The 16,986-nt window shown below is 38.8% G+C and carries 15 protein-coding genes; all 15 read right to left on the bottom strand.

Annotated elements, in window-relative coordinates; translation table 11 throughout:
• A partial coding sequence (locus ACXYMX_RS10825; protein ID WP_459044245.1) for a hypothetical protein occupies positions 1-211 on the bottom strand: 211 nt, incomplete at its 3' end.
• Positions 212-1,009: 798 nt separating this feature from the next.
• Positions 1,010-2,002, bottom strand: coding sequence for a sensor domain-containing diguanylate cyclase (locus ACXYMX_RS10820; RefSeq protein WP_459044244.1), 993 nt, complete (start codon positions 2,000-2,002; stop codon positions 1,010-1,012).
• 2 nt (positions 2,003-2,004) lie between these two features.
• On the bottom strand, positions 2,005-2,826 hold the full coding sequence (locus ACXYMX_RS10815) for an alpha/beta fold hydrolase (protein ID WP_459044243.1): 822 nt from the start codon (positions 2,824-2,826) through the stop codon (positions 2,005-2,007).
• Positions 2,827-3,262: 436 nt separating this feature from the next.
• A complete protein-coding gene (locus tag ACXYMX_RS10810) occupies positions 3,263-4,003 on the bottom strand; it encodes a 16S rRNA (uracil(1498)-N(3))-methyltransferase (protein ID WP_459044242.1) in 741 nt (246 codons plus the stop codon).
• Between the two features lie 4 nt (positions 4,004-4,007).
• The gene (gene prmA / locus ACXYMX_RS10805) at positions 4,008-4,952 is read right to left on the bottom strand and encodes a 50S ribosomal protein L11 methyltransferase (RefSeq protein WP_459044241.1); all 945 of its coding nucleotides are present in this window, start codon (positions 4,950-4,952) and stop codon (positions 4,008-4,010) included.
• Between the two features lie 15 nt (positions 4,953-4,967).
• Positions 4,968-6,092, bottom strand: a complete 1,125-nt coding sequence (gene dnaJ / locus ACXYMX_RS10800; RefSeq protein ID WP_459044240.1) for a molecular chaperone DnaJ — start codon at positions 6,090-6,092, stop codon at positions 4,968-4,970.
• A 186-nt stretch (positions 6,093-6,278) separates the two neighbouring features.
• Positions 6,279-8,111: a molecular chaperone DnaK gene (dnaK, locus tag ACXYMX_RS10795; protein WP_459044239.1), complete on the bottom strand. Its 1,833-nt coding sequence runs from the start codon at positions 8,109-8,111 to the stop codon at positions 6,279-6,281.
• A 45-nt stretch (positions 8,112-8,156) separates the two neighbouring features.
• On the bottom strand, positions 8,157-8,714 hold the full coding sequence (gene grpE, locus ACXYMX_RS10790) for a nucleotide exchange factor GrpE (RefSeq protein WP_459044238.1): 558 nt from the start codon (positions 8,712-8,714) through the stop codon (positions 8,157-8,159).
• The gene (hrcA, locus tag ACXYMX_RS10785) at positions 8,701-9,768 is read right to left on the bottom strand and encodes a heat-inducible transcriptional repressor HrcA (RefSeq protein ID WP_459044237.1); all 1,068 of its coding nucleotides are present in this window, start codon (positions 9,766-9,768) and stop codon (positions 8,701-8,703) included. The genes grpE and hrcA overlap by 14 nt, the downstream gene beginning before the upstream one ends.
• Positions 9,769-9,863: 95 nt before the next feature.
• A complete protein-coding gene (hemW, locus tag ACXYMX_RS10780; protein WP_459044236.1) occupies positions 9,864-10,997 on the bottom strand; it encodes a radical SAM family heme chaperone HemW in 1,134 nt (377 codons plus the stop codon).
• A 188-nt stretch (positions 10,998-11,185) separates the two neighbouring features.
• A complete protein-coding gene (locus tag ACXYMX_RS10775; RefSeq protein ID WP_459044235.1) occupies positions 11,186-12,136 on the bottom strand; it encodes an alpha/beta hydrolase in 951 nt (316 codons plus the stop codon).
• 183 nt (positions 12,137-12,319) lie between these two features.
• Positions 12,320-14,143, bottom strand: a complete 1,824-nt coding sequence (gene lepA, locus ACXYMX_RS10770; RefSeq protein ID WP_459044234.1) for a translation elongation factor 4 — start codon at positions 14,141-14,143, stop codon at positions 12,320-12,322.
• A gap of 302 nt (positions 14,144-14,445) precedes the next feature.
• A complete protein-coding gene (locus ACXYMX_RS10765) occupies positions 14,446-14,859 on the bottom strand; it encodes a pyridoxamine 5'-phosphate oxidase family protein (RefSeq protein WP_459044233.1) in 414 nt (137 codons plus the stop codon).
• Positions 14,860-14,968: 109 nt separating this feature from the next.
• The gene (gene spoIIP / locus ACXYMX_RS10760) at positions 14,969-15,769 is read right to left on the bottom strand and encodes a stage II sporulation protein P (protein ID WP_459044232.1); all 801 of its coding nucleotides are present in this window, start codon (positions 15,767-15,769) and stop codon (positions 14,969-14,971) included.
• A 78-nt stretch (positions 15,770-15,847) separates the two neighbouring features.
• A complete protein-coding gene (gene gpr / locus ACXYMX_RS10755; protein WP_459044231.1) occupies positions 15,848-16,888 on the bottom strand; it encodes a GPR endopeptidase in 1,041 nt (346 codons plus the stop codon).
• Positions 16,889-16,986 lie beyond the last annotated feature (98 nt).

The following is a 16,986-nucleotide window of genomic DNA, read 5'->3' as shown; positions in this document are numbered from 1 at the left end:
GGAGTATCGATGAGATAGTTTCAGAAAACATGGTTTCTTCATTCCTATCTTCAATTGTAAAGTTGAAATTTATTTCATAAACTTCCTGTGTTTTCATGCCAAAGGCATTTATCACAGAACTTGTCGAACTGGCCCGATTGCGGAATACCATTCTTACTGAATGTTCACTACTACATACGGTAATTATAGCACTCGGAACTATAAGTTCCAATACTATCCATCTTTGCCGTTCGCATTAAATCCCCAAAATAAATATCCACATATTCTTGTTCGTAAAAGTACACTTTAACGAACGCTATTTCAAGTAACGAAAACATAGCGGTAAGATGTTCGTAAAATTCCAATATTTACGCTACCAATAACTTTCACGACTCCGTTTTCAATGGATAAGAAAATGTCATGCATGTCGGTAAGTAAATTCAGACTTTCTAATTATTTCCCAACAATTTTAATCATTCGATTCCCTTTTATTTTTGAAAACACAAAAAAGCAGACTGTACCTCGAAGGATTCAATCGCCTTTTAATATACTTCACACAAAAATTAGGAAATACCCATATGAACATGCACGAAAGCAATATTGTGACGTACAATTACATCTGCCTATCCTTTCCCGAAACGAGAATTCAGAGGCTGCAACATTTGTGTCGAATCTCCTTTTAAAAATGAAAAGCTACAACGATTTTCTTCAAAATACGATGACTTGAAAACTAATTGAATATTGATTAAGTTTATTAAATCGAAGTAATCATCGCAATTCCTTTGATAACTGATCCTGATGGTTCTAAAACATCTTTACTTTCTAATGATTTAGTAATAAAAAGTATAGATTGGGTACCTTGTAATTGGCAAAGGTTGTTTATTTATCAAGTATCATAATAATTTCCGTACTCATTAACCAGTATGCATCACCTACAAAAATAACTTTTCCGCTAATATAACAACAAGAAGTCTTTAGTAAATGCCTGTCTTCATTCATGTTAAATAGAATGAGGACAGACATCGTTTATTTATAATTGATTCGCATGCGTGACTTGATTACGTCCCATACGCTTTGATGAATAAAGCGCTTGGTCTGCCCTAGATTGAGACATACTTAGGGTATCATTTGGTCTAATTGTTTCGATACCGATGCTCGTAGTGATAGGTATTTCTATCCAATAGGAACGCTCAACGCTTGATCGAATTCGCTCTGCGATAATGAGCGAATCCTGTTCGTTTTTGTTTGGTAGAATCAGTGCGAATTCATCGCCTCCATAACGGGCAGCAATCATACCCTCTTCGCATTCCACTTTTAACAGTTTTGCAAAATTTTGTAAAACCTTATCCCCAATCAAGTGTCCAAATGTATCGTTTACTTTCTTAAAATCATCAATATCCAGAAATAAAAGCGAAAGCGGTTGCGAGCTTTTTAAAGTTAAATCAATATTTTTCTCTAAATTTTGCTGAAAACTACGTCGATTTTCAAGACCCGTTAACTCATCCGTCGTAGCCTGTATTTCCAAACGGGAATTCAATTCCAATAGTTCCTTTTGATTTTCTTCCAGTTTCAGACGTAGTTGATTCAACTCGACAATTGCCTGCTTCATTACCACTTGTGCTTCTTCCGCCTTCTTTTTAGCCCCTAGCAATTGGTGCTCATATTCAGTCCGACGCTGCATCGGAATAATGATGCAATCATTTACTTTCTTTCTATCCCGTTCTATGCGAACTGCATTTAAGAACACCGATATATCTTGGGCGTCTTTCGTTTGAAGCGTAAGGTACATTTCATCCACTTTTTCATGCTTTTGAATTAGTGGAAAAAAGTAAAGTTGATAAAAAAGACGGCTCTGAACTGTCAATATTTTATCAATATGTAAACCGTGCACTTCCGTGAAATCATAACCAAGTAATTTAAGTAATGTCTCATTAATTGATAAAATCGTTCCATTATCGGAAAGTGAAAAATAGCCGCACGGCGCGTAATTGAGTCGTTCATCCATTTGAACAATTCCTTCCATTGCTAATCGTCCTGAATAGGAGCTATTGATAAGTAATCGCTAATCATACGATTGGTCTCTTCCGGATGGCTAAGGTGTGGGCAATGGCCAGTTGCTTTCATTAACCTTAAAGTACTATGCGGCAGATGAAGATGGATATAGTCTCCAACTGCAAGCGGTGCAATTGCATCCTCTGAACACATCATAATCAATGACGGTATAACTACATTTGGCAAGTCTCCCCGATTATCAGAGAAAAAGGTCGCCATTGCAAATTGGCGGGCGATAATCGGATCCGTTGAACAGATGCTATCTTCTAATTCTGCAGCCAATTCTGGACGCGTAGGGTTTTGCATAATTACTTGAGAGAAGTTGTTTGCCCAACCTATGTAATTCATTTCCATCATGTTAATCAAACCTTCAATGTCTTCCTGTTCAAATCCTCCCATATATTCAGGTGGATCGTTCAAATAGTAAGGCGAAGGGCCTATCATAACAAGTCGCTCGAAATATGTAGGATTCTTGATTGATGCCAGCATGCTAATAATCGCTCCAACGGAATGCCCTACCAAAATTGCATTATGTAAGTTTAGTGCTTCGCATATTTCAAGCACATCCTTTGAATACCCATCTAGATTGCTATATTTATCCGTACAGTAGGCCTTAACATCCGATTGCCCAGAGCCTACATGATCAAAAAGAATTACTTGATAATCATTTTCAAAATAAGGTGTGACGAACCGCCAAATATTTTGGTCACAGCCGAATCCGGGAACGAAAATAATTGGTTGTTTGCCATTGCCAGTAATTTTCACATTATTGCGTATGAGAATATCTTGATTCACTAAAAAAACTCCCTTTATTTAATAATCAAAAAAACACCAACTTTTAGTAGACTTCATTTAGTAGAAATACCTAACGAATCGAACTTCTCACTACTTTATACCTTTACTATATATCAAATTAACTACTGCGACAATAATATCACCCTTTCAAAGCAACGTGGTTTTTCAAGTGATCAACGATGTTGATGAGTTGTATTTAATAGAAAGGATGCTTAACCATTTTAAACAGCTGTTATTGTAAGCATAGTCATGTAAATAGCTCCGTCTACTAAAAATTGAATAAGAAAAAAACCACTTAAAATGTTGATTTCAAGTGGTTTTTTCCAAATGTCTTACCCTTTTTTGCTACTGTTTTACGACGCAGTCCTATTAAATTTTAGTATCCCACAACCTAGACTATGGAAAGCAACTGAAAATATTAAATGACTTCCCTCTTTCATTCAAATTCGCAAGACATTGCGGATAGTAAATAGATTGGCGCTGTTTCCGTTCTAAGGATACGCGGCCCAAGTGAAGTTGGAAGGAACCCCGCCTCGCTAAGTTCGCCTGCTTCACTTCTTGAAAGGCCACCTTCTGGGCCGAAAACAACAAGCACCGATTGATTCGGATGCACGTTTTTTAGTCGGTGTCCAATTCGGTGAGGCTCCTCACTTTTGGCATCTTCTTCATCTGCAAATAAAAGCACATCATATGCTGCCGCCTTTGCTAGAAGTTGTTTCAAAGTGAAAGGCTCTTCAATATGTGGAATTACAGTTCGGTGGCATTGTTCTGCGGCTTCTTTAGCAATTTTACGAAGCCTTTCAATCTTTTTCGCCCCACGTTTGTCATCCCATTTTACGATAGATCGTTCTGCTTTAAAAGGAATCAGTCCATGCATTCCAAGTTCTGTTCCTTTTTGTACAATTAAATCTAACTTGTCGCCTTTGGGAAGTCCACTAACAATCGTTACACTCACAGGCATTTCATTCGAGGGAAGTACTTCTCCTTCACTCTGAACACGAGTAGAGTCAGGCAAAAATTCCGTGATTACTGAAATGAAGGCTTCTCCGTCCGAAACAACGAAGATTTTGTCGTTAACAGCCATCCGCATGACACGTTGGATATGCTTGTTATCCTCTCCAGTAATTAGTGCGTTTCCATCTTCGTCAAATGAATGTTCAAGAAAATAGCGTTGCAAAGAATCACACGCCCTTCTTCTGTGCGACAATTGCCACCCAATCTTCCATAAGTACCGATTCAATAACTTCAAAACCTTTACTTATTAAATCATCCTTGACGAGATCTCTTTTTTGACCAATTATTCCAGATGTAATAAAGAGACCGCCTTCGGGTAACAACGAATAGGCATCCTCAGAGAAACTCATAATTACGTCCGCTAAAATATTAGCAACAATAACATCCGGTTGAACGTGAATTGATTCAAGTAAGTTGCCGTGTGTAACTTCGACTACTCCTTCAACCTTATTCAACTCCGTATTTTCTTTCGCAGCAGTTACAGCAACGTAATCAAGGTCAAGTGCATGGACCTTGGAAGCCCCTAATAATGCCGCAGCAATTGATAAGACTCCAGAGCCAGTTCCAACGTCTACAACAACGTTGCCAGGCTCCACATACTTCTCAAGAGCTTGAACGCACATTACCGTTGTCGGATGTGTTCCTGTTCCAAATGCCATACCAGGATCTAACTCAATAATTAATTCATCAGATTCAACTGGCTCATATTCTTCCCATGTTGGAACAATTGTAAAGCGTCCAGAGATTTTGACTGGGTGATAATACTTTTTCCAAGACGTAGCCCAGTCTTCATCATCCACTTCACTTGTCTGTATGCTGTTTTTTCCAACATTCAATCCAAAATTCGATAGATTCCCAATAGCTTGTTCAATATCCTTCATCGTTTCGATTAGAAAACTATTTACGGGTAAATATGCCTTTAAAATAACGCCTTCATTTGGAAAATCATTTTCGTCTAGTTCATAAATTTCCCCAAATTTGTCCTCATGAATTCGATCTGGCTCAATGGAGTCTTCAATAATGACTCCACTAGCACCAGATTCATGTAAGATATTTGCTACAGCTTCCGTAGCTTCATGCGTTGTATGGATAGCAATTTCTGACCATTTCAAATTGCGTCAACTCCCTTAGTCACCTTTTATCGTGCGTTTGATTTTATCAAATAATGAACTTGAATATTCTTCTGGTGAATCGCCGCCGATTGCTGCAAATTCACGCATAAGTTCTTTTTGTTTTTCTGTCATTTTTTTAGGAGTCACTACTTTCGCAATAACATGCTGATCTCCTATTCCTCGACCATGTACGTTTTTGACACCTTTTCCTCTTAAGCGGAATCTCGTGCCTGTCTGTGTTCCAGCAGGAATTTTCAACTTCACATTCCCCTGAACTGTAGGAACTTCAATTTCATCGCCCAGAGCTGCTTGAGGGTATGACAAGTTAAGTTCTAGATAAATATCATCATCTTCACGAATGAATCGCTCATGTGCTTTCACGCGGAATACAATATACAAGTCTCCTGCAGGTCCACCATTTACTCCAGGCTCTCCTTGACCGGAAACGCGGAGTTGCTGGCCATCATCAACGCCCTCAGGAATTGTCACTTTAATTTTCTTTCTATTCGTTACTTTACCTGCACCACGACACGTCGTACATTTTTCTGGAATGATTTTACCTGTTCCTTGACAATGATGACAAGCTCTTCGGTTAACCATTCTTCCAAGTGGCGTATCTTGGGTGACGCTAATTTCTCCACTTCCGCCACAATGTGTACAAGTAGTCGGAGAGGTACCTTTTTTAGCACCCGACCCGTCACACGTATCACATGTTTCTTCTTTTGGAACTTCAATTTCAGTTTCTTTACCAAAAACAGCTTCCATAAATTCAATCGTCATCGAATACTGTAAGTCGTTACCTTTTCTCGGTGCGTTTGGATCACGTCTTCGTGCGTTGCCACCAAAAAATGTACTGAATATATCTTCGAAACCAAAGTTATCAGCTCCGCCACCGCCACCAAATCCACCAAACCCTTGATTTGGATCAACATGACCGTATCGATCGTAATTGTCTTTTTTCGTTTCATCACTTAAAACTTCATAGGCTTCTGTTACTTCTTTAAATTTTTCTACCGCATCATCTGCTTTATTTAAGTCCGGATGATATTTTTTCGATAGTGATCGATACGCTTTTCTAATTTCATCTTTAGAAGCACCCTTAGCTATTCCAAGCACTTCATAATAATCACGTTTACTCATTAAGTCACTCTCCCAAAACATTTGCATATTGTTTGATTATAGCATTTATCTTCATCCAATAGGGATTTTTAGCACGTTAAACTAAGGAACTAGGTTCTCACTAGATGGATTCGTTAGATGTACATCTAACGAATAAGAAAAAGCCAAAGCCGGAATATCGGACTTTGACTTTTCCGTCAACAAATCTTATTTCTTATCGTCTTCTACTTCTTCGAAGTCTGCGTCAACTACATCGTCGCCTTGTGGCTCTTCTGTACCTTCTTCACCTTGTGCAGCTTCAGCTTCTGCCGCAGCTTGCTCATACAATTTCATAGTCATTTGTTGAACAAGTTCTTCAAGCTTATCTTTTTTCGTACGGATTTCATCGAAGTCAGTTGCTTCTAAAGCAGTTTTCAAAGCATCTTTCGCTTCTTCTACTTCTTTCACTTCTTCTTCAGTCACTTTACCTTCAAGGTCTGTGATTGTTTTTTCAGCCATGAATACAAGCTGATCCGCTTCGTTTTTCAAGTCCGCTTCTTCTTTACGAGCTTTATCCGCCTCAGCATTTTCCTCGGCTTCTTTTACCATGCGCTCGATATCTTCATCAGAAAGTGAAGAGCTTGCTTGAATTGTAATGTTTTGTTCTTTTTGAGTTCCAAGGTCTTTCGCTTTAACCGTTACAATACCGTTTTTATCGATATCGAAAGTTACTTCAATTTGTGGAACCCCGCGCTGTGCAGGTGGAATATCCGTCAATTGGAAGCGACCAAGCGTTTTGTTATCTGTAGACATTGGACGTTCACCTTGCAATACATGAATATCTACTGCCGGTTGGTTATCAGCAGCTGTAGAGAATACTTGTGATTTACTTGTTGGAATCGTTGTGTTGCGCTCGATTAGTTTTGTAAATACATTCCCCATTGTTTCGATACCAAGTGAAAGAGGAGTTACGTCTAATAGAACAACATCCGTTACATCTCCACTTAAGATTGAACCTTGAACAGCTGCACCCATTGCTACTACTTCGTCTGGGTTCACGCCTTTATATGGCTCTTTGCCTGTTTCTTTTTGAATTGCTTCTTGTACCGCTGGGATTCGTGTCGAACCTCCAACTAGAATTACGCGATCAATTTCAGATGCTGCAAGACCTGCATCTTTCATTGCTTGGCGAGTTGGTACCATTGAACGTTCAACAAGACCTGCTGTCAATTCGTCAAATTTCGCACGTGAAAGTGTAACTTCCAAGTGAAGTGGACCTGCATCTCCAGCCGTGATAAACGGAAGTGAAATTTGTGCAGATGTCACACCTGAAAGATCTTTTTTCGCTTTTTCAGCGCCATCTTTCAAACGTTGCATTGCCATTTTATCTTTAGAAAGATCGATCCCGTTATCTTTACGGAACTCTTCTACTAGGTAAGCAATAATTACATCGTCAAAATCGTCTCCGCCAAGCTTGTTGTCTCCCGCAGTTGATAATACTTGGAATACACCGTCGCCTAATTCTAGGATGGATACGTCAAACGTACCGCCTCCAAGGTCATAAACGAGAATCGTTTGATCTTCGTCCATTTTATCAAGACCGTATGCAAGTGCTGCAGCAGTAGGCTCGTTAATAATACGTTCCACTTCAAGACCAGCAATTTTACCAGCATCTTGAGTTGCTTGACGTTGTGCATCGCTGAAATAAGCTGGAACAGTAATTACTGCTTTTGTAACTTTTTCGCCTAAGTACTCTTCAGCATACCCTTTTAAGTATTGAAGAATCATTGCTGAAACTTCCTGAGGTGTATATTCGTTGTCTTCAGCTGTTACTTTGAAGTCAGATCCCATATGGCGTTTGACTGACATGATTGTGTTCGGGTTTGTAATTGATTGACGCTTAGCTACTTCCCCAACTTGACGCTCACCATTTTTAAATGAAACTACTGAAGGAGTTGTACGATTGCCTTCTGGGTTAGGGATAACTTTCGGCTCTCCGCCTTCATATACTGCTACTACCGAGTTTGTTGTACCTAAGTCAATTCCAATAATTTTACTCATTCTAAAATTCCTCCTAAAAATATATGAACATGTATTTGTGTTTCATTATTCATTTACTTTGACCATAGATGGTCGTAATACGCGATCCTTTAACATATACCCTTTTTGAAGTTCTTCCAGAACAGAACCTGATGGTTTATCCGGATTACTTTCTGTCATAATTGCTTGGTGAAAATTCGGATCGAACTCTTTGTCAAGAGCATCAATTTCAACTAGACCTTCAGTTGTAAGGGCATCAATAAGAGAACGATAGATCATTTCCATTCCTGTCATAAGTGTAGTCGCTTCCTCAGAAGTAACTTCAACTTGCAAAGCTCGGTAAAAATTGTCGAGCACAGGAATCAAGTTCGTTAATACGTTTTGAGAACGGTATTTCTGAATGGACTCTTTATCAAGAGTAGCTCTTCGTTTAAAGTTCTCATAGTCCGCCAATAACCGAAGGCGTCTGTTTTCTTCTTCCTGAAGCTTTTCTGTTACTTCTTCAAGCGCATTTTTTTCTACTTCTTCTGCGGAAAGAACTTCTTGCTGCTCATAAATCACTTCATCGTTCACTTCTTCATTATTTAGGACTTCATCTTCTAGTATTTCATTATTTTTTTTCATTACTATCGTTCCTCCTAGCAATTCCACTTCCGATTGTCATTTTTGCCAATTCTCTCGACAAATCAGTACTCATTAAATCCAGCAATGTGATAACTCGTCCGTAGTCCATCCGAGTTGGTCCTATAATTGCTATAGAGCCTGTCATATCTTCCCCAGCGGAATACGTTGCGGAAATCACACTGAACTGATCCATTGCATTGTGATTGTTTTCTGAACCGATACGAACCCGAATCCCAATGCGATCGTCTTCAAAGAACGTTGTCGCAGGAGCACCCTTTTCAATAAGCTCAAAAAACAACTTCATCTTGTGGACGTCATTAAATTCTGGCTGGTTCATCATATTCATTTTACCGCCGAAGTACAAGCGCTCTTCGGGAGTAATAGCGATTGCTTTTTGAAATGAAGTAAATAATTCATCCGCTTTATGAATATGTTGATCGAGCACCATCTTCGTTTCTTGAATTAGCATCTTATGTAAATGGACTAAAGGTGTACCTACGAGACGTTCATTTAAAATGTTCACCATTTTTTCAATGTCCGAAACTGTAAAGCCTATTGGTACATTGAATAATCGATTCTCAACATGTCCATTGTCGGTGACAATAATTGCCACAGCTGTATCCTCATCCAATGGCACAATCGTAAAACGCTTCACAGTATGCGAAGACGAATCCGGTCCGAGAAGAATAGATGTGTAATTTGTCAAATCCGAAAGAATATTCGCTGATTTTCGGATTAACTCCTCAGTTTCCATAATCTTTTCCTTGAAAACTGAACGAAGTTGTTTACTATCTTCCCTATTCAATTTCTCTGGGGTCAATAGATTATCGACATAAAATCTGTATCCTTTTTCGGATGGAATTCTTCCCGAAGACGTGTGAGTTTTTTCAAGATAACCCATCTCTTCTAGATCAGCCATTTCATTACGAATCGTTGCCGGACTAAAAGGAGCTTCCGGCTTTTTGGATAATTGCCGGGACCCGACTGGTTGTGCAGATTGAATGAAATCATCGACCGTCAATTGCAAAATGAGTAATTGTCTGTTCGTCAACATGATCATCACTCCTGTTAGCACTCTTTAACGCCGAGTGCTAATACTAATGATAATTTAACAAATGTAATCCGAACTGTCAACGAATAAACTTCAGGTTATGTTAAAAATTGCTGAAAAACTTCATTTCCTCTGAACACACCTTTTTTAGTAAGCCAAAACCGATCAGCTGCATTCTCAACAAGACCTTGTTGAACCAATGTTTTTAGAGTTTCGCCATACACTTCGTTTAGTGATTTACCAAACTTACTTTCAAATACTGTTGAAGAAACACCATCAGCCACTCGCAGCCCTAGGAACATTTCCTCTTCCATTGCTTCGACATCCGTCACGACATGGGTCTGTTGAAATGGACGTTCACCTTCATCCAATTTCCCCATATATTTTGCAATCGGACCAATATTTGAATACCTAACTCCTGACAAATACCCGTGAGCACCTGCACCAATCCCAGCATACGAATCATTTTCCCAATAAATCAGATTGTGAATAGACTCAGAACCTGGAACTGCAAAATTACTTATTTCGTAGCGTTCGCGACCGTTAATGGACATATGATTCATGAGCATATCAAACATTTCCGCTTCCATATCTTCCCCTGGAAGTGGCAATTTACCTTTGTTCATTAAGTTGTAAAACACTGTTTTAGGCTCAACGATTAGCGAGTACCCTGAATAATGTGGGAGTTCCAGTTCTGTTGCCTTAATTAACGTGTCTTCCCATTGCTTCCTAGTTTGTTCTGGCAATCCATAGATTAAATCAATACTTATATTTTCAAATCCAACTTTTCTAGCGTCCTGGACGACACGTGAAGCATCATTCGGTCCGTGTGTACGCCCAATTTTCTTCAGTAGTCCTTCATCAAACGACTGGACACCAATACTTAATCGATGAACTCCACCGCTTTTCAGAACCTTTAACTTCCCTAATGTCAATTCATCCGGATTTGCTTCAGTAGAAAACTCTTTTAAAGACCCTACATCTACATAGTTATGGATGATCTGTAGCAACCTGTCCAACTGAGCTTCAGAAAGGGATGTCGGCGTTCCTCCACCCAAGAATACTGTTTCTACCTCGTTAAATGAAGCACCCTCTTGCTTCATCAATTCAAGTTCTTTTCCGATAGATTCAATATATTTATCAACGGGCTGGTTCTTGAAAAACACTTTATTGAAATCACAGTAGTGACAAATTTGATGACAAAATGGAATGTGAATATACATGCCGCGCATAGGCGTCTCCTTTTTTAACGGGAAAAAGGAGGCATATACGCCTCCCATCCGTTATCTTTTTTTGTAGAATATATGTACCATATCATATCATAAAGCATCAATTAATGTTGTTTAGACGCTGTCGAAGAACTTTCCTTGTCTCCTGTCTATTGAAGGAAGTTAAGGATCCATTAATTTAATTATATGAATCAACCCTTGTGTAAAGCATGCTTTAATGCCGAACTATACTCATTGATAACTCGTCTACTGATATCAGCCTTAGGAATTAATTGTTCGAAGCCATGAAAACAGCCAGGATATAAATGAAATTCCACTGGAACACCAGCCTGAGAAAGTCTTGCCACATAGTCTAACGTTTCGTCACGGAACGGATCTAAATCACCAACAAAAGTAAATGTAGGTGGAAGACCCGATAAATCAGATGCGCGAGTAGGAGCCGCATATGGGGACACCTCACCCGCAGAATCACCTAAATACATTTTCCACCCTTGTCGATTAGCCTCTAAATTCCAAACTCTCTTATCCGTTATCTCCTGACTAGAAGGCGTGCTAATACGATCATCAAGCATTGGATATAAAGGCATTTGGAACGCGATTTCTGGCCCTTTTCGATCTCTTGCTAGTAAAGAAAGAGCCGCAGCTAACCCGCCTCCAGCACTCATACCTACCACCGCGATTCGATTGGAGTCAATATTGAGCTCCGATGCATTTTCTGAAAACCATTTAAGCGTTGCGTAACAATCTTCTAACGGAGAAGGAAAGGGATTCTCAGGTGCTAATCGATAATCTACAGATACTACGACACAATTTATATCTTCTACGAGTTTTTGGCAAGACGATTCATTCATTTCGGGAGAACCAAACATAAACCCACCACCATGAATAAATAAGACGCCTGGCAAGATTTCACTAGGATTTTTCGGTTCATACAATTTTATACGGACATCTGGATTGCCTGGTGGTCCAGGAATAAACTTTTCTGTTGTTACAAGCTTTTCATTAATTGGTTGTGAAGCGTTTACTGATAACACTCGCTCATTTAGTTCTCTCCTAATTTCCCCCAATGCTTCTTGGGTGTAATTCTTAATCGGCATACTTGAAAATCCTTTTTGAAGGTCCGGGTGAACTCGCTTCTCCATATCTATTCCTCCTCAAATTTTTAAATTTAAAAACACCGTACTCAGCTTTATAAATCAAACTGAAATACGGTGTTTATTTATGGCAATTGGCTCGCAGAAAATTATAGACGCGGTCGAAGTACTTTCAACGACGAACTAATCCCCTGAGAAACGAGCGCAATACAATCTTCGTAGCTACGAAATTTAATCCTCATCCATCTTCAATACAGCCATAAATGCTTCTTGTGGAACTTCAACAGATCCAACTTGTTTCATACGCTTCTTACCTTCTTTTTGCTTATCAAGAAGTTTTCGTTTACGTGAAATATCTCCACCATAACATTTCGCAAGAACGTTTTTACCAATCGATTTAATTGTTGAACGCGCCACAATTTTGTTACCTATCGCTGCCTGAACAGGCACTTCAAACTGTTGTCTCGGGATAAGACTTCTTAGCTTTTCAACAATTGCTTTACCACGCTCATAAGAAAAGTCATTATGCACAATAAAGCTAAGTGCATCTACTTGCTCATTGTTCAATAAAATATCCATCTTCACAAGTTTCGATGTTTTATAACCGATCAGTTCGTAATCAAATGAAGCGTACCCTTTTGTGCTTGATTTTAATTTATCAAAGAAATCATAAACAATTTCAGCAAGTGGTAGTTCATAAATGATATTCACACGTGCTGCATCCAAGTAATCCATCGTCATGAAGTTTCCACGTTTTTTCTGACAAAGTTCCATTACAGAGCCAACATAATCGTTCGGCACCATTATTGAAGCTTTTACATAAGGTTCTTCAACAGTTTGTACTTTCTGTGAATCAGGCATCATTGCCGGATTGTCGACTTTCATTTCCGATCCATCCGTTAAAATAACATTATAAATAACACTCGGAGCAGTTGTGATTAAATCAATATTAAATTCTCGTTCGATTCGCTCTTGAATAATCTCCATATGAAGCAAACCAAGGAATCCACAACGGTAACCGAAACCAAGTGCTTGAGATGTCTCTGCTTCATAATTAAGCGCTGCATCGTTTAGTTCAAGTTTTTCCAGTGCTTCTCTAAGGTCATTGTATTTAGATGTATCAATTGGATACAAGCCACAAAAGACCATTGGATTCATTTTACGATATCCTTCCAATGCCTCGGTCGCAGGGTTTTTAACGCTTGTAATCGTATCCCCAACTTGAGTATCCCCAACATGTTTGATTGATGCTGATAAAAAGCCAACATCGCCGACATTTAGTTCATCCCTGTGTGTTGGTCTCGGTGTGAAAACACCCGTTTCAATTACTTCAAACTTTTTACCTGTACCCATCATCAGAATTTCGTCGCCTGGTTTAATTGATCCGTCTATAATCCTGACATAAACAATTACCCCTTTGTAAGGATCATAAAGTGAATCGAAAATAAGTGCTTTTAGCGGTGCCGAAGGATCTCCTTGAGGTGCAGGTACTTTTTCAACAATTTGTTCGAGGATGTCTTCGATACCAATTCCAGATTTAGCTGAAGCGTGTACAGCCTCAGATGCATCTAGCCCGATAACATCTTCAATTTCTTTTTTCACACGATCTGGATCTGCCGCAGGTAAGTCAATTTTGTTAATGACAGGTAAAATTTCGAGATCATTATCAAGTGCAAGATAGACGTTTGCAAGGGTCTGAGCTTCTATACCCTGGGCAGCATCTACAACTAAAATTGCACCTTCACATGCTGCTAAGCTTCTAGAAACCTCATATGTAAAATCGACGTGACCCGGTGTGTCGATAAGATGAAACGTATATTCTTGTCCGTCTTTCGCAGTATACAACAACTGTACAGCTGTCAACTTGATCGTTATGCCACGTTCTCTTTCCAAATCCATGGAATCTAATGTTTGTGTACTCATTTCTCTTGTAGTCAACGTTTGTGTTTGTTCTAGTAGACGATCGGCCAATGTCGATTTACCATGGTCGATATGTGCTATGATCGAGAAGTTTCGTATGTTTTTCTGTCGTGCTAACTTTTGTTCTAAATTCATCAATATTCACTCCTATTTAAGCTATTTGAATTATATCAAACAACTCTTCAACATGTTACCTATAAGTACATAATCTTTAATTCATGAAATATATACTCCTTAACATTAACCTACTATACACCATCTTGTACACTCTAAGACAACAAAAACCATGCTGAGACCATATTTATTGCTAGTAAACAATATAAAAAGCCGTTTTCCATGTTCTACTGGAAAACGGTTTTTTAAGTATTATATATTTCACTTCAGTATATATTGCTATCTAGTAACTAGTTGAAAATTATTTTCACGACCACTTTTTGTCACAAAATGATTTCTTTCGGTTCTCCACCTTTTGTATTCATCAATCGTATCGTATCTGGGGAGACTTTGAGTACAAGAAGGTCAGGATCGTCTGGACCACTAAACCAAGGTTTCATATGCTTATTCCAAACCTTTTCTTTTATAGTTTCATCATCATGTAGGGTCACGGTTCCTTCTATTTCTAAAAACTCATCACTCATTCCTCCACCTTCATATCCAATTAAAATATACGTGTGAGGATTTGCTTCAAGCTCATCAACCTTTTGTGTTTTCTTCGAAGTTGCTGTGTAAAGCGTGAGTTCATCGCTAAAAAAACTCATATAGCGTGCATGGGGTTTATTTTGTTGGACCGTTGCCATCGTCCCAACATAACTTTCCTTCAGGATTTTTAGCGCTGTCTTTTTGTCATTCATCTTATCTGCTCTCCCTTTATATAACCTAGGAGTAGTTTGGCTCTCTTTTAAGTTCTTTAAACATAAATAATTTAATATCGTTATTGTGTTAGTTCTAGTAAACGTTTGATTAACTTTCAGAAAGGATGGAGGCAGCCGCTTCCGCAATTACCGAAACCGTCCTATTTAACTCCTCTTCTTGATTCCCTATTCCGCCTAATTCCAGAAGGATGATTGATGGATCCAGATCCTGATTGTACTTCCCATCACCTTCATGCTTATCTTTTAAAATCATATTTCTTGTGATTCCCGGTACAAGTTGTTCCATTTCACTCTTTAAAAGCTCCGCCATTTTTTTGTTTTTTTTGTAATTCGGATGATCCAATCCGATAACAAATGCAACCTTTGCGTATTTCTCACCTTCATGCACCATAGTCGTAACATCCGATTTTACTGAATCCCTGTGCATATCAATTATTAAATCATACGATTCTTCTTGCAATTGTTTTTCAACGTAAGGTCGAATCGCTTTATACGAGCGACCATATTTTATTTTATTCTTTTGCATCTCTAGTTGATTGTCGACCGGTAAAATATCTGTTGAGATACCACTAAAATCAAGCTGAACTTTTAATTTTTCACCGAACTTCTTAATGTTTTCTGATTGGTGCGAAACAGAAACCTTCCCATTTTTCGCTTTCGTAATTGGCTCATAAGCCTCGTAATTATGTGTAAAGTAAAGAAGTGCTTTGCGTCCAACTGGTTCAGGAAGCGATTCCTCCATTATATTTGCTGCAAAAACCATTTCCCTAGATTCTTTTAACAAGTTGATTGATTTTGCAGTGGTATCTTCCGGAAGATAATTAATAATTAGTGGAAATAGAAAAAGGAATAGAATGAGCGAGCTCCAAATTTGCAACGTTTTTTTCATATGGTATCCCCCCGTTCCCAAATTATATGCAATGGAAACCGGGTCAATAACCATCTTTTCAACTTTTACGACGGAGTTTTAATTTCTTTTAATTTTATGAATCCATTCTGTTAATGACTTTGATAGATTTTCTGCATAAAGGCCGACCCATGCATCAATGTCTTTCGGTGAAATAAACGTTCGAAGTTCATGGGTAGTTAATACTTCTTCAAAAAGTTGAATCCGGTCTTCATGAGGCCAGGCTGCCCAATCCCCAAAAATAGGTAGCAACTTCGATCGATCTGCCTCTTTATCCTCTGAACGAAGCCATGGCGTCACAGAAAGTCGGGAAGAAGGATTTTCTTGTTCACTTATTTTAGACGCAATATATCCAAACATCTTATCGATCGCGTCAGCAATTAATACAGGACCATCAACAACTGTCGGAATACCAATCGCAATTACCGGCATACCCAATGTCTCTTGTGAAACTTCTTTTCGGCTGTTCCCTACTCCAGACCCTGGATGAATACCCGTATTGGTAAGTTGAATGGTTTTGCACAATCTTGATGAGTCTCTTGCAGCAAGGGCATCAATAACTATAAGTAAATCGGGTTTAATTTCGTTTGCAACGGCTTTTACGAAATCTGCGGTTTCAAGCCCTGTCTGAATTGTTACACCTGGAGCATATACGAACACTTCACTACCGTCATCGGAATAATAGTCCGGAACAACATTCCGCAGAATGTCCATTGTGATCGGTCCAACTGCATCTGGCGTGACATCGCGGTTTCCTAGCCCTATAAATAGAATTTTACCCTTTGCAACGTTTGGCAATTCCTGAACCATCTCTTCTAACCTTTCAATCAATTCAAGCGATAACTCCCCTAACCCTTCATCATCATCAGGTGTTAGTGTCGGAACCGTTAATGTTACATACATGCCTTGTTTTTTCCCTATCTTTTTTTCCCCTTCTTCATTTATCGTTACCTTAGTTATAATTACTCTACCTTTCCTCTCCTCTTCGAAACGAACGCCCTCTTCTGACTTCAATCGGTTTTTTTCTGAAGCCGTCCGATGCCGTACCATTTCCTCGCTTTCTTCAACTAAATCTGTTCTGTAAAAATCATATTTTTTCATACAATCACCTCATTAAGAAGTTTGTCCGTTGAATCGACAAACTATTCAAGTTCAATCGAGGTGGATCAAACATCTACGAACTCTAATTTGATTTACTT

It is taken from the genome of Sporosarcina sp. CAU 1771, from assembly GCF_054482775.1.
This window is presented reverse-complemented; position numbering and strand designations above follow the sequence as displayed.